Origin of the sequence: Bdellovibrio sp. BCCA, assembly GCF_037996825.1 — a bacterium.
Classification (GTDB): domain Bacteria; phylum Bdellovibrionota; class Bdellovibrionia; order Bdellovibrionales; family Bdellovibrionaceae; genus Bdellovibrio.
In genome coordinates, this window is the sequence record NZ_JBBNAC010000001.1 from 912,359 (window position 1) to 932,802 (window position 20,444).

The 20,444-nt window shown below is 45.1% G+C and carries 18 protein-coding genes; 9 read left to right on the forward strand and 9 right to left on the reverse strand.

Going from position 1 to position 20,444, the window contains the following annotated elements:
* Positions 1 to 29: 29 nt before the first annotated feature.
* From AAAA78_RS04530 to AAAA78_RS04540, 3 genes are all read right to left on the reverse strand, one after another.
* Positions 30 to 485 carry a hypothetical protein gene (locus tag AAAA78_RS04530; RefSeq protein ID WP_340590561.1) on the reverse strand — a complete coding sequence of 152 codons (456 nt, stop codon included), beginning with the start codon at positions 483 to 485 and terminating at the stop codon, positions 30 to 32.
* Between the two features lies 1 nt (position 486).
* Entirely contained in the window at positions 487 to 717 is a 231-nt protein-coding gene (locus AAAA78_RS04535; protein ID WP_340590562.1) for a DUF883 family protein, read from the reverse strand.
* A gap of 100 nt (positions 718 to 817) precedes the next feature.
* Positions 818 to 1,657 (reverse strand): LysR family transcriptional regulator, encoded by an 840-nt coding sequence (locus AAAA78_RS04540; RefSeq protein ID WP_340590564.1) that lies wholly within the window; start codon positions 1,655 to 1,657, stop codon positions 818 to 820.
* Positions 1,658 to 1,921: 264 nt separating this feature from the next.
* Between AAAA78_RS04540 and AAAA78_RS04545 the strand changes: the two genes are divergently transcribed.
* Together AAAA78_RS04545 and AAAA78_RS04550 are read left to right on the forward strand one after the other, a co-directional pair.
* Positions 1,922 to 2,836 (forward strand): YjgN family protein, encoded by a 915-nt coding sequence (locus AAAA78_RS04545; protein WP_340593627.1) that lies wholly within the window; start codon positions 1,922 to 1,924, stop codon positions 2,834 to 2,836.
* Positions 2,837 to 2,840: 4 nt separating this feature from the next.
* On the forward strand, positions 2,841 to 3,896 hold the full coding sequence (locus tag AAAA78_RS04550; protein WP_340590565.1) for a M48 family metallopeptidase: 1,056 nt from the start codon (positions 2,841 to 2,843) through the stop codon (positions 3,894 to 3,896).
* 357 nt (positions 3,897 to 4,253) lie between these two features.
* Here the strand turns inward: AAAA78_RS04550 and fusA are convergent, their stop codons facing one another.
* Positions 4,254 to 6,362: an elongation factor G gene (gene fusA, locus AAAA78_RS04555; RefSeq protein WP_340590567.1), complete on the reverse strand. Its 2,109-nt coding sequence runs from the start codon at positions 6,360 to 6,362 to the stop codon at positions 4,254 to 4,256.
* 163 nt (positions 6,363 to 6,525) lie between these two features.
* Between fusA and AAAA78_RS04560 the strand changes: the two genes are divergently transcribed.
* The 7 genes from AAAA78_RS04560 (at position 6,526) to abc-f (ending at position 15,792) form a co-directional block, all read left to right on the forward strand.
* The gene (locus tag AAAA78_RS04560; RefSeq protein WP_340590568.1) at positions 6,526 to 7,974 is read left to right on the forward strand and encodes a RecQ family ATP-dependent DNA helicase; all 1,449 of its coding nucleotides are present in this window, start codon (positions 6,526 to 6,528) and stop codon (positions 7,972 to 7,974) included.
* Positions 7,975 to 7,983: 9 nt separating this feature from the next.
* Complete coding sequence (locus AAAA78_RS04565; RefSeq protein ID WP_445291995.1) at positions 7,984 to 9,060, forward strand: PQQ-dependent sugar dehydrogenase; 1,077 nt, start codon at positions 7,984 to 7,986, stop codon at positions 9,058 to 9,060.
* Positions 9,060 to 9,728 (forward strand): leucyl/phenylalanyl-tRNA--protein transferase, encoded by a 669-nt coding sequence (gene aat / locus AAAA78_RS04570; RefSeq protein WP_340590571.1) that lies wholly within the window; start codon positions 9,060 to 9,062, stop codon positions 9,726 to 9,728. The genes AAAA78_RS04565 and aat overlap by 1 nt, the downstream gene beginning before the upstream one ends.
* Positions 9,729 to 9,905: 177 nt before the next feature.
* Entirely contained in the window at positions 9,906 to 11,342 is a 1,437-nt protein-coding gene (locus tag AAAA78_RS04575; RefSeq protein WP_340590573.1) for a L,D-transpeptidase, read from the forward strand.
* Between the two features lie 191 nt (positions 11,343 to 11,533).
* Positions 11,534 to 13,063, forward strand: coding sequence for a hypothetical protein (locus tag AAAA78_RS04580; RefSeq protein WP_340590574.1), 1,530 nt, complete (start codon positions 11,534 to 11,536; stop codon positions 13,061 to 13,063).
* Complete coding sequence (locus AAAA78_RS04585; RefSeq protein ID WP_340590576.1) at positions 13,063 to 13,947, forward strand: trypsin-like serine peptidase; 885 nt, start codon at positions 13,063 to 13,065, stop codon at positions 13,945 to 13,947. The genes AAAA78_RS04580 and AAAA78_RS04585 overlap by 1 nt, the downstream gene beginning before the upstream one ends.
* 24 nt (positions 13,948 to 13,971) lie before the next feature.
* Positions 13,972 to 15,792: a ribosomal protection-like ABC-F family protein gene (gene abc-f / locus AAAA78_RS04590; RefSeq protein ID WP_340590577.1), complete on the forward strand. Its 1,821-nt coding sequence runs from the start codon at positions 13,972 to 13,974 to the stop codon at positions 15,790 to 15,792.
* A gap of 36 nt (positions 15,793 to 15,828) precedes the next feature.
* Here abc-f and AAAA78_RS04595 read toward each other — a convergent pair whose 3' ends face one another.
* From AAAA78_RS04595 to AAAA78_RS04615, 5 genes are all read right to left on the reverse strand, one after another.
* The gene (locus AAAA78_RS04595; protein ID WP_340590579.1) at positions 15,829 to 16,257 is read right to left on the reverse strand and encodes an SRPBCC family protein; all 429 of its coding nucleotides are present in this window, start codon (positions 16,255 to 16,257) and stop codon (positions 15,829 to 15,831) included.
* 10 nt (positions 16,258 to 16,267) lie between these two features.
* Positions 16,268 to 16,990 carry a DUF3750 domain-containing protein gene (locus AAAA78_RS04600; RefSeq protein ID WP_340590580.1) on the reverse strand — a complete coding sequence of 241 codons (723 nt, stop codon included), beginning with the start codon at positions 16,988 to 16,990 and terminating at the stop codon, positions 16,268 to 16,270.
* 116 nt (positions 16,991 to 17,106) lie between these two features.
* The gene (locus tag AAAA78_RS04605; RefSeq protein ID WP_340590582.1) at positions 17,107 to 18,018 is read right to left on the reverse strand and encodes a hypothetical protein; all 912 of its coding nucleotides are present in this window, start codon (positions 18,016 to 18,018) and stop codon (positions 17,107 to 17,109) included.
* Between the two features lie 11 nt (positions 18,019 to 18,029).
* Positions 18,030 to 19,511: a TolC family protein gene (locus tag AAAA78_RS04610; RefSeq protein WP_340590583.1), complete on the reverse strand. Its 1,482-nt coding sequence runs from the start codon at positions 19,509 to 19,511 to the stop codon at positions 18,030 to 18,032.
* The gene (locus AAAA78_RS04615) at positions 19,505 to 20,290 is read right to left on the reverse strand and encodes a hypothetical protein (RefSeq protein ID WP_340590584.1); all 786 of its coding nucleotides are present in this window, start codon (positions 20,288 to 20,290) and stop codon (positions 19,505 to 19,507) included. Before AAAA78_RS04615 ends, AAAA78_RS04610 begins: the two co-directional genes overlap by 7 nt.
* Between the last annotated feature and the right edge of the window lie 154 nt (positions 20,291 to 20,444).

The following is a 20,444-nucleotide window of genomic DNA, read 5'->3' on the forward strand; positions in this document are numbered from 1 at the left end:
AAAAAAGGGAGTTGACTCCCTTTTTTTATTTAGCTGGCTTGCTCTCGATCTTGTTTTTCTTTTCTTCGGCTTTGTCGTTCTTCGACAAAGTCCATAACCAATAAAGCTACTGCACTTTCTAGTGCGCTGCTTTTTCCGGAAGCGGCTTGTGGCTTTTGTTCGAAGCCCATTGCTTTAAGCCAAGTGTCTTTTCTTAAAGTGTAAATCAAAACTCCGGCTGAGATCACTGTCATACCAAGGTAGATCCACATGCTCGTAGAAAAATAGAAACTTTCACTGTTGTCGAACTGCCCTGCGATACGGGCGATCAACAAAGAAAGTCCTACGCAGAACAACGCCAATGCGCCAACACAGGAAGTGATAATCAAACCCAGAGATCTAAGGTGCAAAACCAACTGTTGAGTGATTGCAACACCGGGCTCTTTAAAAAGGTTCTTGGCACTGCCCAGGAAAAATGAAATCAGAGGAAGAAGAAGCTTCATCATTTTAGTCCTCCTTCTTTCTATAAATCATGCGCGCGATGACAAAGCCGGCAAGAATAGCCATGCCGACAGACGCCCACGGATTTTCTTTGACGAAGGCCGTTGCGGTGTCTTTCATCTCTTTAGCTTGTTTCTTTTGTTCATCAGGAATTTTATCGGCAAGGGAAGACTTGTATTGCTTCAACTCTTCCTGAAGCTGTTTCTTGATTTCTGCAATCAACTCGCTGCGATCCATGTTGCTGTCCTATCACTGAGAAATAAACACCAACCTATTTCGGTTGATTTACGTCTCAGTTTAATATCGGTCGACAACTTCAAGTCGATGGTCGAGGCACTTAGAACTTGGATTTCGCTACGGCTTCAATAAATGCTTTGCCAGTGGCGGAGCGTTTGAGGCTGGGGCGATAAACTAAGCACAATGAATCTTTAAAGCTCGCAATTTGTTCGTGGGCTTCTTCGATAGAAGCTGTGTTTGCAAGGATAACGCGTTTTGGAAGAATGGCGTGACCAGCTCCGGCTTGCAAGAGACTCGCGATAACTTCGAGATTGGAAGAAGAAATTTTGCGCGAGTAGCGAATTCCTTTTTTTTGCAGACGTTCCAAGATTGTCTGAGCTTGAAAAAGATTTGAATCAAAAATCAAAGTGTCGCTGATGACAGAACCTTTCTTCTTCCATACGGTGACCTCGTCTTCACAGACTTCCTTAATAATTAAATCAGGATGTTTTTCGGGATTCATTACTAGGCCAACATCGATCAAGCTATCACGAACCATTTGCAAAATATTGCGAGACAAATCGTGCATCAATTGAATGTTCAGTAATGGATGCTCTTTCAAAAGAGCCGGAAGAAAAACGGGAAGTGTATATCTGGCAACGGAAGGGTGCACTCCCAAGCGAATCGTTCCTTTGACGGTTTGGTCTAAGGATCCCGCTTCACGCAACATCTCTTCCCAAAGCTCAATCATCTGATCTGAATATTGATAAATCTGAAGACCTGATGGAGTTAAGGTCACGCCTTTTTTTGATCTTTCAAAAAGAGTTACACCCAACATATCTTCTAGTTTTTTAATAGCCACGGTCAGAGTCGGCTGACTGACGTGAAGCTCTTGAGCAGCACGACTCATGTTTCCGGTTCGGGCAATGGTTTTAAAATATTTTAAGACATCAATATCCATAGATAATCTTAATCATGATATTTTTTAATCATCAAATTTATTTATTTTAATGAGACTAAAAAACCGCAACATAATTCTTCCAAGAGTTTTCTGATAATTTCCATTCGGAGTTTTTTTCCGTCTCAAAGCTAGAAAATTTGTAAATTCATTAATGTTTAAGGTCTAGTTCGCCGATCCTTTAGGGGTTCAAAACTTCAAAGGAGTCAGCACGTGGATGTATCGGCAGAGACCACTATACAGAAAGGCCGTTTCCAGTTCTCATACATGGGTGACGGAGGCGACATGGCCTTGCTCATGTTGAAGAATCTTTTCTTCACGATCATTACTCTCGGAATTTATCGTCCATGGGCTAAAACAAATATGCGTCGTTATATTTGGGAGAATATAAAATTCATGGGCGACGGCGGCACCTATGTCGGCACGGGCAAAGAACTTTTTCGTGGATGGATGAAGCTCTTTGGTTTGATTGTTGTTCTGGTTGTCGTTTCAAAAGCACTGGAAACTTTGCTGCCAGTTTTAAAAATTCCGCTGGCTATCATCGTTCCGTTTTTCTATGTCTTTGTTTTTGCCATTGCGACGTATTCGGGGCTTCGCTACCGCCTTTCACGCACGCTGTGGAGACAAATTCGCTTCGGTGTTGATAAAGATGAGGCCTCAATAAAAGAGTTCATCAGACTTTATCTTAAAGGCATTTTGTTTTCGATTCTTACACTTGGATTTTATTATTCTATTTTCCGCAATAAAGTTCGAACTTATTTGACCAATAGATCTCGTTTGGGATCGGCGTATTTTAAATATGATGGAACTGATGACGATTACTTTAAGCTTTATTGTAAAGGTCTTTTCCTCTCTATTATTACACTGGGAATTTATTCGCCGTGGTTTATGGCAAACCTCATCAAGTTTCGTTTAAAACACACGAGCTTCCAGAATGCGCGCTTTGAATTCACGATGGCCGGCAAAGAGGTTTTCATCTATGGACTTGTTGCCTACTTTGGCGCGATCTTTTCTTTTGGTTTGGCCGTGCCTTGGATCTTTTCTTGGGGATTGCGTAAAATCACGGAAAATATTTATGTCGAAGGGGCGTTAGACTTGAGCTCCATCCAACAACGCGCCAGCGACGGAAGTGCAATGGCGGACGATATCGTAGCGGAGTACGATTTGGATTTAGGTTTCTAATTTCATGACTTCTTATCGCGCAAAGTATTTTGATGGCACAAAGCCGGAGTCTCACCTTGTTGAAGTGAGTATCAAGAACGCCGTTCTTGAAATCATCAAAGAGGGAGAGATTCTGGATCACTGGCCGTTGAAATTAATTTACCGCGATAGCACGCATCTTTCGATAGTGATGTTGGCTTGTCAGGGAGAAGACGATGCGAGATTAGAAATTCTAGACAAGAATTTCTTAAAAGAGCTTCAAGGAAAAACATCCGTTCCAAAAAAAGGTCCGCTTAACGTTGGCACAAAAGAAGTTCTATTCTGGATCGCAGGCATTGTCGCAGCTGTTTCGCTTTTATTCATGAGCGTAAAGCCAGTCACAAAATTTTTAGCAAAAAAAGTAAGTCACGAAACCGAAAGAAAGCTACTGTCGTCGGCGATCAGTTTCGCTAAGCCCGATTACTGCACTCTAAACCTTGAGGAAAGTTTTGCTTTAGAAAAACTTCTTTCCAGAATTTATCCACAATCAGCGGAAGATAAAAATCTCGGCATACAAATTCACATAGTGAAGAATCCGATAGAAAATGCTTTCGCTCTGCCAGGCGCTGAAATCTGGATTTACAATGGCTTGTTGCAAAAAGCACAATCTCCAGAAGAAATCGCCGGCGTTCTAGCACATGAAATAGAACACGTAAAACAACGCCACGTCTTAGAGACCATCGTAAGAGGAACACTCTTAACATCATTCTTAAGCCTCGCTGCAGGCGACGCCTCAGGAGCCCTGTTGGTAGACCCACAAACGGCAGCAAACTTATTATCGCTCAACTATGACAGAGACATGGAAGCAAGCGCCGACGAAGGCGCAAGAACACGTTTAAAAGCCGCCAACGTTTCCACCCAAGGAATCATCAACTTCTTCGAAAGAAATCAAAAGAAGGGGATAGAGATTCCAAAATTCCTATCAACACATCCCCTCAACGAAGACCGAATTCAAAAGTTCAAAGAGGACATCAAATCCGAAAAATCAGAACCACTTTTAACAAAACAAGAATGGGCTGCACTGCAATCGTCTTGTAAATAGCCTTCAATACTTTTGCGCACTATAGCCAGAAAAAAGAAGCAGGCACCTTTTACAAAGACGAAGAAAGATGGGGATTTTATTTGCCCAAAACCTCTGTCGAGCTGTGGGTTGGCTTTAGTAAGGTTAGTACGTAGGAAGGCCTTCGTCGGCGCCACGATGGCGCGTACCACTGCAAAGCAGTGGCGACGATTGAGCCCGGATGGCGTGCCTTCCGTAGAACTAGCCTTACTAAAGCCAACCCACAGCGCGCACCGAGAGTTTCGATTTGGGCAAAAAAAAGCCCCGGTGTTTCCACCGGGGCTTTGAAGTTCTAACTAAGAACTAGCATTACTTCGGCGAAGCCGAAGTGTAGACTAGCTACTTCTGCTCAGCTGCGCGCTTTGCTTGGTATTTCTTCGCAAGTTCTTCTTGGATGTTACGAGGTACAGGAGCGTACTTCGCGAATTCCATAGAGAACTCACCTTTACCTTTAGTACCAGAACGAAGATCAGTTGAGTAACCGAACATTTCAGTCAATGGTACTTCCGCTTCGATAACGCAGTTACCTTCGAAAGCAGTAGTTCCTACGATAGTACCACGGCGTTGGTTGATTTGACCAACCGCTGAACCTTGGTATTCGTCTGGAACAGTTGTCTCAAGCTTCATGATAGGCTCAAGAACTGTTGGTTTCGCAGCAGCGTACACTTCACGAAGAGCCGCCATACCAGCGATTTTAAACGCCATGTATGAAGAGTCGACGTCATGGTAAGCACCGTCTTCAAGAACAACTTCAACGCCAACAATTGGGAAACCAATGAGTGGACCTTTAACAGTTTGTTCTTTGAAACCTTCTTCAACAGCTGGGATGAATTCTTTTGGAATACGACCACCCACAACTTTGTTGTCGAATTTAAATACAGAACCGTCTTCTTGCGGAGGCAATGGAACGATTTTACCAACAATCTTCGCGTACTGACCCGAACCACCCGTTTGTTTTTTATGAGTGTAATCGAATGCAGCTTCTTGAGAGATCGTCTCACGGTAAGCAACCTGAGGTTGACCTACGATCACTTCACAGTTGAACTCACGCTTCATGCGCTCAACGTAGATTTCCAAGTGCAACTCACCCATACCAGAGATGATAGTCTCATTTGATTCCTCGTCACGGTGTACGCGGAATGTAGGGTCTTCCTTACGGAACTTTTGCAACGCTTTAGAGAAGTTATTCGCAGCAGTTTTGTCCTTAGGAGCAACTGCCAAAGAGATAACCGCGTCTGGAACGTGCATAGATTGCATAGATGCGTGGATGTTCTCGTCACAGAAAGTATCACCAGATGCACAGTCGATACCGAACAACGCAACGATGTCACCAGCGTAAGCTGTATCGATGTCTTCCATCTTATCAGAGTGCATACGAACCAAACGAGGAATCTTAACAGATTTCTTGTTCACTTGGTTCACGATGAAATCACCTTTAGCCATCTTACCTTGGTAGATACGCATGTAAGTCAACTGACCAAATGGAGTCTCTTGAAGTTTGAACGCCAAAGAAACCAACGGTTTGTTGTTGTCTGGGAAGAGGTCAAACTTCTCTTCGTTCTTGTCAAGATCAAGAGCTTGCTCTTTTTTCTCAGCAGGAGACGGAAGGTAGTAAGTAACCGCGTCCATCAAACGTTGAACACCTTTATTTTTGAAAGCAGAACCGCAAAGAACCGGAACAAGTTTCAAGCCGATAGTTCCTTTACGGATAGCAGCGCGAATCTCTTCAGTTGTCGGCTCTTCTTCCATCAAGAATTTCTCTTCGATAGCAGAGTCGATATCAGCCAATTTACCGATCATGATCTGACGGTATTTTTTCGCTGTTTCAACTAGATCCGGTGGGATCTCGCCAACAACAACGTTTTCTCCGCTTTCACCTTCATTGATGTAAGACTTCATATCAGTCAAATCAACGTGACCTCTGTGTTGATCTTCCAAACCGATTGGGATTTGGATCATCACAGCGTTCAAGCGCAATTTTTCGATCAAAGCGTCAGTAACACGGTATGGGTTCGCACCTTGGCGATCCAACTTATTAACGAAAGCCAAACGAGGAACGTTGTAACGTTTCATTTGACGGTCAACAGTGATGGATTGAGATTGAACGCCGGCAACACCACAAAGAAGAAGAACGGCACCGTCAAGAACGCGAAGAGAACGTTCAACTTCAACTGTGAAGTCCACGTGCCCCGGAGTGTCGATCAAATTGATTGTGTAGTCTTTCCAGTGAACTTGCGTCGCCGCAGACTGGATAGTGATACCTTTTTCTCTCTCTAGATCCATGGAGTCCATTGTTGCACCGACGCCGTCTTTACCACGAACTTCGTGGATAGCGTGGATACGGCCTCCATAGAACAAAATACGCTCAGAAGTCGTCGTTTTTCCCGAGTCGATGTGAGCCGAGATACCGATATTTCTGACCATATCAATATTCCATTTTTTGGACATAACTTTACCCTTCTTAATTGGTCGTTGTTTTAATAGTTATATTTATGAAAGCATTCGGATTATCACCAAATAAAGCCGAGTGCAAAAGAAGATTCTAGGCTAGGCTAGTGACGCAATGCAATGCGAAATGGCTATTGCCTAGGATTGACGTAAACTTGGTGGCATGACGGACCTCCACGAACTGCTGACCACGAATTTTAATTTTACCTCGTTTCGAGGAGAGCAAGAAGCCATTTTGCGCAAAGTTTGGGCAAATGAAAATCTCCTCGCATTAATGCCGACTGGAATGGGAAAAAGCCTCTGCTTTCAGTTTCCGGCCAAGATTCGCGAGGGATTGGTCGTGGTTATTTCGCCTCTAATCGCACTCATGCAAGATCAGGTTTTTAAGGCCCAAGACCTGGGGATTCCCGCTACATTTCTTAGTTCAACATTGAGTCGGGATGAGCGTTTGTCAAGGCAGGCTCGGATTGCCGCCGGAGACTATAAACTGCTTTATGTGACGCCCGAGCGTTTTCGCAAAACTGAATTCTTAGAGGCGATCAAAGGCCGAAAGATCCAGCTTTTGGCTGTCGATGAAGCTCACTGTATTTCGCAATGGGGGCATGACTTCCGCCCGGATTATTCGCGTGTGGGGGAGTTCCGTGCGCTCTTAGGAAACCCGCCGACATTGGCTTTGACGGCGACCGCGACACCGGAAGTGCAAAAAGATATTCTCGCAAAATTGTTTATGCCAGAGGCAGAGATTATTTCTGCAGGCATCGAGCGCCCGAATCTCGCTTTGAATGTTCATGATATCTACGGCATCGATGAAAAAATTCGCGCGATCGTGGGACTTCGTCATCAGCACGATGGAGCAGCGATTGTTTATTGCTCTCTTATTCAAACGCTAAAAAAAATCTCCTCATCATTAAATCGCTTGGGCATTGATCACTTGATTTATCATGGAGACCTTCCTCCGCCGGATCGCAAGCGCAATCAAAAAAGATTTATCACGGAAGCCTCGCCGCTGATGATTGCCACTCCGGCGTTTGGTTTGGGAATTGACAAAAACAACGTGCGAGTTTTGGTTCATGCAGAAACACCGAGTTCTTTGGAATCTTACTTCCAGGAAGTCGGACGCGCGGGGAGAGATGGCAAAGAGTCCTTTTGTCATTTGCTCTACGATCAGGATGATGTCACGATTCAGATGGAGTTTTTAAAGTGGTCGCATCCGGAACCTGAGTTCATTCGTAAAATCTATCAATTGATTGATGAAAAACGCATGCAAGTCGATCAGGGCGGTTTTGATTTCTTGCGCGAGCAAATGAACTTCAAAAATCGCCGAGATTTCCGTTCGGAAGCGGCGGTGAGTATTCTGGAGCGTTGGGGATGTCTGGAAAAATCCGAGGATCCGTTTCCTTACGTTTGTGTGCATGCGCCAACAGATGAACAATTCGCGACGGAAAATGGAGCGGAGATTTTAAAAGCTCAGAATACAAAACTGCTCAAGATGGTTCAGTGGGCGACGCAAGATTCGGAATGCCGCTTGAACAAAATTTATCACTACTTCGGACATGAGCACGAAACTCCTTGCGGAAAGTGCGATGTCTGTGTGGCAAGAAACGGAGAATAGAAAATGAAAATGTTTTTCAAAGTTCTTTTATTCGTAGGTTCGTTGCTTTTTATATCGTCGGGCTTTGCTGCCAAACTTCCTCTTGAAAAACTAAAAATGCCTGTAGGATTTAAAGTCTCCGTATGGGCCACCGTGCCTGGAGCACGCTCTTTGGCGCAAGCGCCTGATGGCCGTATTTTTGTTGGCACTCGCAGTGGAGACAAAGTCTATGTTGTGCAAAATGGAAAGGCACAAGTTTTAGCGCAAGGCCTCGATACTCCCAATGGCGTGGCCTACAAAGATGGAAAACTTTATGTCGCTGAGATCAGCCGCATTCTTGAATTTGACGTCAGCAAACAGACGGCATTGCCAATGAAGCCTTCGCGTATTTTAGAACAAAAATTTCCTTCCGATACTCATCATGGTTGGAAGTTCATTCGTTTTGGTCCCGATGGTTTGCTGTATGTTCCGGTCGGAGCAAACTGCAACATTTGCGATCCAGGAAAAGAATATGCGCGCATTTACAAAATTGATGTGAATGGAAATTCAAAAGAAGAAATCGCTCAAGGAATTCGCAACACCGTGGGGTTTGATTTTCACCCGACGACGAAAGAACTTTGGTTCACCGACAACGGACGTGATTGGCTCGGAGACGACCGCCCGCCTGACGAGTTGAACCGTTTAACAAAAATCGGGGAGAATTTTGGTTTCCCTGGTTGTCACGGCAAAGACATCTTAGATCCTGAGTTTGGCAAAGGAAAATCGTGCAGGAACTTTACTCCGCCTGTTGCGGAATTGCGCGCGCATGTCGCCGCTTTGGGAATGCGTTTTTATACAGGGAACATGTTTCCGGCGGAATATAAAAACAGTATTATTCTTGCGGAGCACGGGTCTTGGAATCGCTCCACAGCTCAAGGCTACCGTTTGACCTTTGTGAAATTAAACGGTTCCCAGGTGGAAAAAGTAGATGGATTCGTCGAAGGTTGGCTGCAAGGGGATTCGGCGTGGGGACGCCCTGTGGACGTGGAGGTTCTGAGTGATGGTTCCATGCTTGTCTCTGACGACAAGGCCGGCGTTATTTACCGAGTGACGTATCAGGGGAAATAATGGTCGTAAAGGTTCAGCACTCCTCAGTGGATTTTCCTGACGCTCGCGACACGCTTGCCGAAGGAATCATTGCGGTCGGAGGAAAGTTAGATGTGGGAACGCTGTATGCGGCTTACTCTCGCGGAATTTTTCCGTGGCCTCAGCCGGGACTTCCTATGCTTTGGTTTTCTCCTGAACAGCGTGGTATTTTAGAATTCAAAGACTTCAAGGTTCCAGAAAGCCTGCGTCGCTATCGCCGCCGAAATCCGCAAATAGATTTCACCGTCAACAAAGACTTTCACCAAGTGATTGAAGAGTGTTCAAAACAGCCGCGTCCTGGACAAGAAGGGACGTGGATCACACCTATGATGAAACGCGCGTATTTGGAATTTTTTAAAGAGGGATACTGTCTCTCGATTGAAGTGCGCGAAAACAATATCGTGATCGGTGGAATTTACGGCGTTCTTGTCGAAGGTGTTTTCAGTGGCGAAAGTATGTTCTATAAAAAAACCAACGCTTCAAAATTGGCGCTGTGGTTTCTTGTTGAGCTTCTGCAAAGCCAAGGTCACGAATGGATTGATGTGCAAATGGTGACTCCCGTTATTGGAAGTATGGGAGGCAAATATGTCGACCGCGAAGATTATCTTGAGATGCTAGAAAAGCGTCATCAAGATCTCGGTTTTGAGTGACCACTCTTTAGTCAACGTTACACGAAATTCCTGCGAACGCCGAGGGCGTACTTTGGGCTTCACTAGGAATTTGTTTCATGGGTCGCTTTGCGATCTCTTTTATATTCGAAATGATTACGGGTTTTTCATGCCACGCTTCTTGCTCTCCCGTCCTCGAGATAATGGAACGGAGATGATATGAAAGCCCATTTATTAGGAGCTGCCGCTGCAGTTCTTTTGAGTGTTCTTGCTGGTACCCCCGCTCAAGCCCAATCCCAAGGGAGTGTGGCCGTAGCTAAGAGCCAGCTTACTGTTGGTCAGAGATATTATATCTCTGCAGATTCTTTGAACGTTCGTTCAAGCAACTCGACGACGGCAAATAATGTTGTCGGTAAGCTTGTGAAAAACGACATCGTAGAAATTTATGATGTGTTGAACGAAGCCACACCTTTGGTGCAAGTGAAGATTATTAAGTCTTCAAATATCTCAAGCACAGCAGCTCCCGAGCTATATGTTTCAAAAGACTACTTAAGTGCGGTTCTTGTTGTCGTTCCAGAGTCGAACTCAAAGTATTTTGTGATTCAGAATATCGCGACAGAAAAGACACGTATCTATGAGCGTTGTACAATGTCTCCGGGTTGCCCTCACACGTTGGTGATGGAGACAGACACAGTTGTCGGTCGTCCTGAAGAGGGAACTGACAGTGATCCTAACGCGTTTAAAACGTGGGTGGGTCACGGTCGCATTGCTTCGTGGGTGAAGTTCTATCAAGACGGTCTTGGTTTTTATCCTCGTTGGTACACTCCAGGTCAAAACATTAGCACGATTCCAGATCCAGTGACAGACAGCATGAGTCTGTTGATGGGTGGAAGAAAATGGATTGTTAAAAACTCTCAAGGTAAGACGTCGAATTACGGTGCGTTTGGTTGGTATGCGGCGAAACTTTCTCCTGAAGGTGAAGACGGCGTGAACTACCAATGGATCCACGGAACTATCGGTTGGGGTAAAGACGGTGCGAAACCTATCGAGATGACTCGTGGTAAGATGATCAACTTCTTCTCTAATCCAGGTTCTCACGGTTGCACACGTTTGGAAAACAGAGCAGTTGCTTACATGAGGCATTTGTTGCCGGTGGGTACAGATATCTACCGCGTTTATGCAAGAGAAGCGACTCGTGAAGTGGCTCCGTACTCTCGCTACAGAAGTGCTTACAATAATCCATTCCGTTGGGAATTTATGTTGTTAACAAATGGCGCGGCAGAGTCGGGCGGTTTGACGGCTGATGCGAACACAATCCGTTCACAAGGTGTTCGTGTGAGTTCTGCAAACTTAATTGAGCAAGGTATTTACGAAGTGAATCATTATCCAACAGTGATGGGTCTTGATTATACGAAGTCAGCGGCTTCGGGTAAATCAGGCGACCGTTATAACATCGACAAGAAAAACAAAGGTGCTTCGAATTTCAGAGGTTATTTCTTGGTGGATGAAGGTCGTTTCGTAAACTACCAACATCCAAGTTATTCAGCGACAGGTGGTGCGGTTCGTACCGGTGGCTTGGCAGAGTTTAGAACTTCTGTGCCTGAATATTTGCGAGCAGCTCCTGGTCAAATTCAAGTTCCGGCGATCAATCGTTAATTTTTCATATCTCCAGACTCCAGAGAGGCTTTTCCGGCCTCTCTGGTCCTCGTCTCACCCTGAGACATTGCTAAGCCTTAATTGTTCCTCGTACAAAGTTTAGACAGGCCAAGTGACGTAAACCCTTGAAAGACCGGGGGTATAGCCGTTGCATTTTACTTCTTCGAATCATTAATTTTTCGGGAGGAAGTATGTCTAAGAAGAATTTATTGGCTAAGGGCCTAGTGACTTTGTCTCTATTCACGCAACACTTCGCGTGGGCACAAACAACGAAGACAGTGGAAAGACCTCCACAGTTTGTCGCGTTTGCATTTGACGGCTCGTACAATAATGAAATCTGGCAATACTCTCGTGATTTCACGAAGCACAAGAAAACAGAAGGCGTTGATACGCATTTTACTTTTTTCATCAACCCCGTTTATCTATTAACTCCCGCAACGAAATCTATTTATAAAGCTCCAGGTGGAAATCGCGGTTCTGCGATTGGTTGGGGCGATGACAATCCGGATGTTTCTGAGCGCGTAAACCAAATGAACGATGCGTATCGTGAAGGTCACGAGATCGGTTCGCATGCGGTTGGTCACTTTGACGGCAGCCGTTGGACGGAAGACGATTGGAAATCTGAATTCAGCCAATTTGATTATATTGTTAAAAACATGTTCTCAATCAATGGATTGCGTACGACGTCTCGTCAGTACAACTCTTTGATCTTCCTTAAAGACATCGTGGGATTCCGCGCTCCGCAATTGGGTGTGAGCAAAGGTCTTTATCCGACACTGGCAAGTTATGGATTTAAATACGACACGTCTAAAACTGCGATGGAAAACTACTGGCCGACAAGAAACTCTTACGGCACTTGGAACTTCCCATTGGCTGAAGTGAAAGAGCCAGGTGGTGCGCGTCGTTGGATCTCTATGGATTACAACTTCTGCGTGCGTGACTCTGCAAGAATTTTGGCGGAACAGCCAGATGCGATGAGTGTCACGGCTTACGATTCTAAAAAAGGTAAGACAATCAAGAACAATGATAAATTCTGCTTGAAGGCGATCTCTGCTGAACAAAAAGCAAAAGTAAAAGCCAACATGTTGAACATCTATCGTTCTTACTTTAATACGAACTACTACGGCAACCGTGCGCCCATTCATATCGGTCACCACTTCTCTAGCTGGATGAGCGGTGCTTACCTTGAAGTATTCTACGAATTCGCAAACGAAGTGTGCTCGAAACCAGAAGTAAAATGCGGAACTTACGCGGACTTGTTGAAATTCGTAGAGGGCAAATCTTCTTCAGAGATCGCAGCTCTACAAGCCGGTAACTTTGCAAAGCTTCCACGTCCAAAAGCGGCGACAATGGCTCGCCACTGGGACTTGGATATCAAAATGGTTTCTGCGGATGACTCTATGAAGTTCGAACTTGTTGGTAAAGACGCGCAACGTGCAGGTCTTAAGAAAATGATCTCTATCGATGGTGTAACAACGGAACTTAAAGGTGACTTGAGCCTTGATGCGGTTCGTGCAATCGCTCAAAAAGGTGAAGACGCTTTGGTTCGTATCGCGGTGAAAGACCGTTTGGATAAAGAAGTAGCGACAGCGACTTATCAAATCGAAAAAGTGGGAACATCTGAAGAAGTTGTTGGTAAAGACAACATCGAAGAAAAATGGTTGGAAGGCCACTTGGCAGGTGCTCACGCTGAAGACGAAATGGATACAAGAGGACACTAATGAGAATTTGGAAGGTCCTCCTTCTTGGAGTTCTATGTATAAAGATGGCAGGGTGCGGGTTTGAAGCCGCACCCACGTCTGCTTTAGAACTCGATAACAGAGACTCTTCCCAGGTTATTTATGGTGACGATTCGATCCGCGACGTCACTGGCGAAGCGCCAAACTCTGAAGCCAGTGTGGCTCTTGTTAAAAAATCTCTTTACGATCAATACAAAAAAAATAGAGCGATTTACAGTGTTGGCGAAGTTTATGGCGTGGAAGATCTTTCATGGAGCGATCAGCCTGCATTGGCTTTTTGTTCCGGAATCTTTCTTGGCGATGATCTCGTTTTGACGGCCGGTCATTGTGTTGAAAATGATTTTTCATGTGCAAATACGAACATTGTTTTTCACTTTTCCGCTGACAGTCAGGTGACAACGGCAATCGCATGTAAGGAAGTCGTGAAGTACCGCAATGACATCAACGGCGCGGGACTGGATTATGCTCTGATCCGCATGGAAAAAAATATTGGACGTCGTAGCTTTGTATTAAACTCGTCAGCTTTTAAACGCCCTCAGGTAGCAGACAGCCTGTACTCCCTGGGATATCCGTTGGGCAGTTTTATGAAGAAGGCCTTAGGGAAAATCCGTAAAATTGTTCCTGAATCACAAGTCTATGTGTCGACTTTGGATGTCTTTGAGGGGAACTCGGGATCGCCGGTGTTTTCGGCTAAAACCCATCAGCTTGTCGGTATTTTGTCTAGCGGTGAATCTGATTTTACTCAAAAATCTGATGATGACTCTGCGGTTCAAGTGAAGCGTTGCTCGAATAAAGGCTGTTCAGGGGAGTTCATCACTCCGATTGAAAAAATCCTGGCGGATATTGGTAAAAAACGTAGCGAATAGATCTAAATCAACGTACTTTAAGCCATGCTTCTGATCAGTACATATAAACTCGAAAAATCTTTTGCCGGTAAATCTTTGTTTCGCAATGTCAGTTTGGGCATTGAAGAAGGTGAACGCGTGGGACTTGTCGGTCCAAATGGAGCCGGGAAGTCCACTTTATTGCGCATCCTCGCCGGGCAAATGGAAGCAGATGCAGGCGACGTGACGATGAAAAAAGGTCTGCGCTTGGGATTTCTGGAGCAGACGCCTCATTTTAAAGACGGCGAAACTATTCTTGAAGCGGTCTTAAGTAAAACTGCAGATCATCATGAGTCTTTGGGCGCGGCCTATGAATGGATGGCGCGCTTGGAGCTTTCTCAATTCGGCGAAGATTTTTTAGTGAAAGATCTTTCGGGCGGTTGGAGAAAGCGTGTGGCCTTGGCGCGCGAGTTGATCCTTGAACCTGAACTTTTGATGCTCGATGAGCCGACGAATCACTTGGACGTGACAAGTATTAAATGGCTTGAGGAATTTTTAGAGCGGGCTCCTTTTGCAACATTGATCATCACCCATGATCGTTTGTTCTTGCAGCGTGTGACGAATAAGATCTTTGATCTTGATCCCAAGAATCCCAATTACTTGCTCTCTGTTAAAGGTGGCTACCTAGATTATCTTGAAGCCAAAGATCTTTTGATCAATGCACAAGAACAGCGCGAATTGGTTTTAAAGAACACTCTTCGTCGTGAGACCGAATGGCTTCGTCGCGGAGCCAAAGCCCGTCAGACAAAACAAAAAGCCCGTATCGAAAGAGCGGGTACGTTGAAGGATGACGTCCAAGAGCTGGTGGTGAAAAATGCCGCTCGTGTAGCGAAAATTGAATTTAAAGACGCTGAACGCAATCCGCAAAAGCTGATGGAAGTGGATCACGTGACCAAGGCTTATGATGGACGCGTGCTCTTTAAAGATTTCTCTTATTTGGTTTCGCCCAAAACACGTTTGGCCTTGCTGGGGGATAACGGTTCTGGCAAATCCACATTGATTCGTATTTTGTTAGGCGAAGAAGCGCCGGATACGGGGCGCGTGGCGCGTGCTGATAAATTAAAAGTCGCCTACTTTGAACAAAATCGCGAAACCTTAAAACCCAAAGAGTCGGTTCTTAAAAACATCGTGTCTGATGGGGACTATGTTCACTATCAGGGACAGTATGTCTTTGCGCGCAGTTATTTGGAGCGGTTTTTATTTAATCGTCAGCAAATGGATCTTCCGGTCGAAAAACTTTCGGGCGGCGAGCAAAGCCGTTTGCGTCTGGCGCAGTTGATGCTTAATGAAGCCCAAGTTTTGATTCTCGATGAGCCAACAAATGATCTGGATGTGGCGACGTTGACGGTTCTTGAAGAATCTTTAAAAGAATTCAATGGCGCTGTGATTCTTGTGACCCATGATCGTTACTTCATGGATCAAGTGGCTTCGCAAATCATTGCTTTCCATAAAAAATCTGATGGCACAACATCACTTGAAAACTTTGCGGGCTATCTGCAATGGGAAGAGTGGTTTGAAGAACAAAAAGAAATCGAAGCGGCAGAACTTAAGCGTGAAGCTGAAGCAAAAAAAGAAGCAGCGAAATCTTCTTCGAAACCTGTGAAGCTTTCGTTCAAAGAAAAGTTTGAACTGGAAAACATGGAAGCCACGATTTTAGAGCTGGAAGAAAAGTTGAGTGTTGCACAAGAAGAATCTCAAAGGCCTGAAGTCGTAAGCCAAGCTTCCAAGGTGCAAGAGCTTTACAGTGTGATTGCCGATCTTCAGGGAAAAATCGAAAAGCTTTATGCTCGTTGGGCAGAGCTTGAGAAAAAAGAAAAGGGCTCCTAGAGGTACGGACTTACTTTTGGTAGCGCAAGTGCGTTACTAGTCATCAAGATAAGCTTTGAGTTCTTTTAAGTGATACTTCCAACCAATAGTGAAGTCCTTGATTGCCTGCGCGCGCTTTGCCTCGGGTAATGTGTTCCATCCTTCGTGAACGACAGTCAGAACTCTTTGTGATTTGTCGTCTTGAATGCGAAACGTGCAGCGAGTTTCCGCGTCCTTGACCCAGTCTTTTTCTTTCCAGGTAAAGGTGATTTCTTGTTTTGCTTTCACCGTCAAAACTTTTCCAGAAGCCAGTTGAGCTTTGCCGCTGTCATCTTCCCAAGCTTCGCGGAATTTTCCTCCGACTTTAGGTTCAAGAACAACGTCTTCACTCCACCAGTTTTCAAGTTCATCGGTGTCAGTGAGAGCACTCCAAATTTCCGCCGCTGTTGCGTGAATCTTGATGGATTCTTCGATGATGTCTTTCATGTTGTCCTCGTTAAAACGCTTTGTCTTTCATGCCCACGCGACCGATCAAGGGAAGTTTTAAAGCCGGTCTTAAAAAATCGATGCCGAAGTTAAGCCCCAAAAGGTTGACCTCAACACCTTCATTTAATCCCAACGTAAAACCCAGAAGGCCCCACAAGGACACTTGCACACCTGTGCCGGATTCACTCCATCCTACAAGATCGCCTTGATTAATCCAATCTTTCCCAATGGCGTTGGACGGAAGCTCGACTTTTAATTCATCCACATTGCGAATAATGTGCGAAACAAAAGTGTTGCTGTTAGGCCCTGGGTAAGCGCGATAGACATTCTTGTAAGCATAATTTTTTGCGAGCTTATCAATTTGCGGGATCGCTTTTTCAGCGGCTTCTCCGCGCAGGTCTTCAAGCAACTCCGGCTTGGCGCCATACCAGTAGCGATCTGGAATATCGTGCTGAATAACGACAGCTTCAAGGCCGCGGTTCACGCGCCAGCCAATCACGTGATAGGTTGTGTACTCGGTAGCGTTTTTTTCTTTGGTAGCAATCCATGAGTGCACGGCGAAGTACCCACGCCAAGCAAACGTCCTTGCAGCGTAAACCTGCACCACGGCTTCTTTTTCCTTGTGAGAATCTGGAGCGAGGCCCGCACTGTCGCGCGAAGCCGTACGCCAATCTTGTGCGGAAGCCGAGGTCACATTGAGAAGGGAAGCGAGAAGAATCGAGAAAAGTTTCATGGGACTATTATAGACTGGGAGGACATCATTTTTGTGAAAAAAATGATGAGATTTTCTTAAAAAGGAAAACCCCGACTTTTTAGATCGGGGTTTTGAAAATTCACCGTAAAGGAAAATTAGTGAGCTTTACGAAGGACGAAATTGCCTTCAAAGCCTTTGATATTGGTTCTCCAAGAACCTTTGTATTCGTCACCAATCAAAGTTCCCTCAAACGTTGCTTGGTACGGAGAATTGTTCGGGTTGTAGCGAGGCTTTCCCGTCAAAGTCAAAGTCGCTGGAGTCAACTCTGGTTGGTAAACCGCAGTTAACGTCAAAGAGACTGTTTCACCTGGATCGTCATCACGTTTGAATTCTCCGATCAACAGGGGAACCGCGCCATCCTTGATAACTTGCAAAGTGATTTTAAAACCGAATTTGGCTTTGCCATCGACAACGTTGTTACCGGCATAAGTGCCAGAGATGCTTTCGTACTGGCGACGAAGTCTTTCGTAGTATTCGTTTTGCTCGTTATTGCCCGGCACATTGTTTTCAGTGGAAGACAATGTCAGGTTCAAAGCACCGATCACACCGGATACAGACTTTACTTGGCCGACAATTTGTTGTCCGCGAATTTGCGCATTGATCGTGTGAATGTCGTCAGGACCCAAATTGCTTTCGCCCGCAGTTCCCACCACGGAGTTTGTGAAGATCAACTGAGAGCTTTGCGGGATGTAACGGATTTTGAAGTTGTAGCCAGGCCCTACGGGGTTGAGTTTTTTGTAGTTTCCGCGCAAAACCAAACGGTAGATGTCTTCGCCGTCAGAGTTTTTGCCGATAGGCTCAGACAATGTAAAAAGACGAAGCTCTACGTCTTGTTGTGAGCTTGGAGTCGTCAATTTTCCGCCGTAAGTTCCAACCACTTTTTCAAAATTGTTGGATTGCTCCTGAAGGTCCGCAGCCTCTTTCGAGTTGTTTTTTGATTTGTCTTTATCAAATGCGCAAGCCGCTAAGCTTAGAATCGCAACTGAAAGGATTAATTTTTTCAACATACGTGCCCCTCTTATTTATTATATTCAGAAGACGCAGAGTCATCTGGAATCAATTCGTCTCTGGCTGCAGCCCACTCATTCAATGCGATGGCATAGTTACCCACTGCTTGACTGTACTGAACCTCAGAGTCGAAGAAATTATTCATTGCAGTGATTAACACAGAAATATCCGTACGGCCTTGATTGTAAGAGCGGTTGAGCTCTTGCGAAGCCTTTTCACGGAAGCCTTTCTGTTTCTCAGTGCTCAAAGCAATCGCATAAGCTGCCTGAACCTTGCGCTGTGCTTGGGCTTCTGAGTTTTGTGCTTCAGAAAGTTCACGGGTCAAACGAGTTTGCTCCAGATCTTTCGTAAGCTTTCTATTGATAACAGTTTCATTTTGAATGTCGGAGCCAAAGTTGTAAGCGAACTTAAGACCCGCGTAATATTTTGGATGAGTTCCTGAAGCGAGTTCAGAATAGGAATTTTCCGCCGATTCATCCGCGCCTGAAGTATAAACCTTGCCGACGAAATTCAAAGTCGGGTAGCTTAGTGATTGAGCGGCATCCAAAGACTCTTGAGCCGCTTCGACTTTGAGTTTTTGCGAACGGATCGAGCGAAGATCTTCCACTTTCTTTTCAACCAATTTTGGAACTGGCGGAATGTCTTTAGGAACTTCGAACTTGATTTCAGTTCCTGGCTCCAATGCCAGAAGTGTCAGAAGATTTTCTAAGTTTGCAAGATAGTCTGTTGAAGCCGTTTTTACTTTCTGTTCGCGAGTTTCAAACTCTGCTTGAACTTGCGGCAGATCGCCTGGGTTGGAGTAGCCCAAAGACGTTTTTCTTTTTACTGCATCAACAAGCTTTTTATAACGGTCGCGAGAGTTCACGGCTTCTTTGAAGTTTTCTTGTGAAACATAAGTGTTCCAGAACTGACGGATCGCCTCAAGCACGACGTCTTCAAGTTCATTCGCACGAGCGATGTTGTTTGCCTGGTATGTCAGCTCCGCTGCGTTCACAACGCCACGGTCAGCAATACCAAAAAAATTGCCTAACAAAGACTGCTCTAAAGTTAAACCGGCAAGATCAGCTGTTTGTTCTGGGATCGGAGGGTTTGAAGTAATGCCTTCTGCTTCCGCTTTTTGAGAAAGACGGCTGAGTTCTAAACCTAAAACCGTTCCAGTTGTGAAAGGCTTTTTCAGACTCGCCGTAGTTTTATAGCGTTCGTACTTTACGTCGGCTGCCTGGTTTGAGTTGGAAAGAAGACCCACGGTTTTGTCGTATTCGAAACCTGTTTCTACCAAAAGTTGCCAATCATAAGCTGACAACGTTTTCACAGGTTCCAGACGGAACTGTTGGTACTTCAAATTCACTTCCATTGTTTTAGGTCCCTGTTTCAAAACAAGTTCCGCAACAGATTTTTGATTCAAAGTAATTTCTTTCGGAGCGGGAGCTTTTTGGGCCCAAGCTCCTTGCATTGCTGTCGTACTAAGAAGAGCTAGAAATAGTTTTACCATGTTACTTTTGTTCCTAATTCAAAGTTGTCTTTTTGCAGAGCAATCTCGCTGCTGTCGTTGAGATTTCTTTGAGACCATTCTGTGAAAAGAGACCATTTATTAGAGATCGCAAAATCAAGACCGTATCCCATAGCGTGGAAACCCGCCGATTTTGAGAACGCCGCGAAGTCGTCAGAACTTGTTTGTGTGTAACTTAAAGTTCCATACTGGGGAGACAAAGTGAAAGACAACCAAGCTAGACGCTCCCAAGAAACGGCTATCATAGGACCTACGCTGAACATTGTTGTGTTCAAACGGGCGTCGTCAATTTTGTAACCTGAAGCCAAAGTAGCATCCACACTTTGGGAGGCAAATCCGGCCTTACCGCGAACGCCGAATTTCCAAAGAACGGCTTTTGTTTGGAACGGAACGCTCATCACGCCCAACTCAAGGCTTGGCATGACGGTGCTGTCATTTTTGCTTAAGTCAAAAGTGCCGGAACCTTGTTTTGTCGCTGTTCCCTCAGCTTGAAACATTTGACCGGAGAAAGCGGCAAAGTATTTCCAAGGACGAGTCACGACTTCAGGGCGAGGATCTTTCAAAGTCAGCATTCCAGAAACTTGGGCGTCTGAAGCGGCGGCTTTTTCTTGGCGTTCGTCGATTTTAGATTCAGCAAGAGCTTTTTCTTTTAAAGAAAGTTCTGGTGCAGAAGTTGCGGGTGCAGAAGATTTTTTTCCAGCAGGAGCTGCTCCGCAAACCACGGTGAAAAGAGTAACGACAAGAAGGAGCGACAATTTCATAATTCCCACCTCGAAGACTGTATTTAAATGCGGCGTCAGGAATAGTCCGATGAAAGGGGTCTGTCAACCGAAGTTTAGCCTCCTAAGGGGGGCTAACAAACATAAGGATTTCAAGGCTTTGAGAGCGATGTGTTGAAAGAAAATCGTAATGACT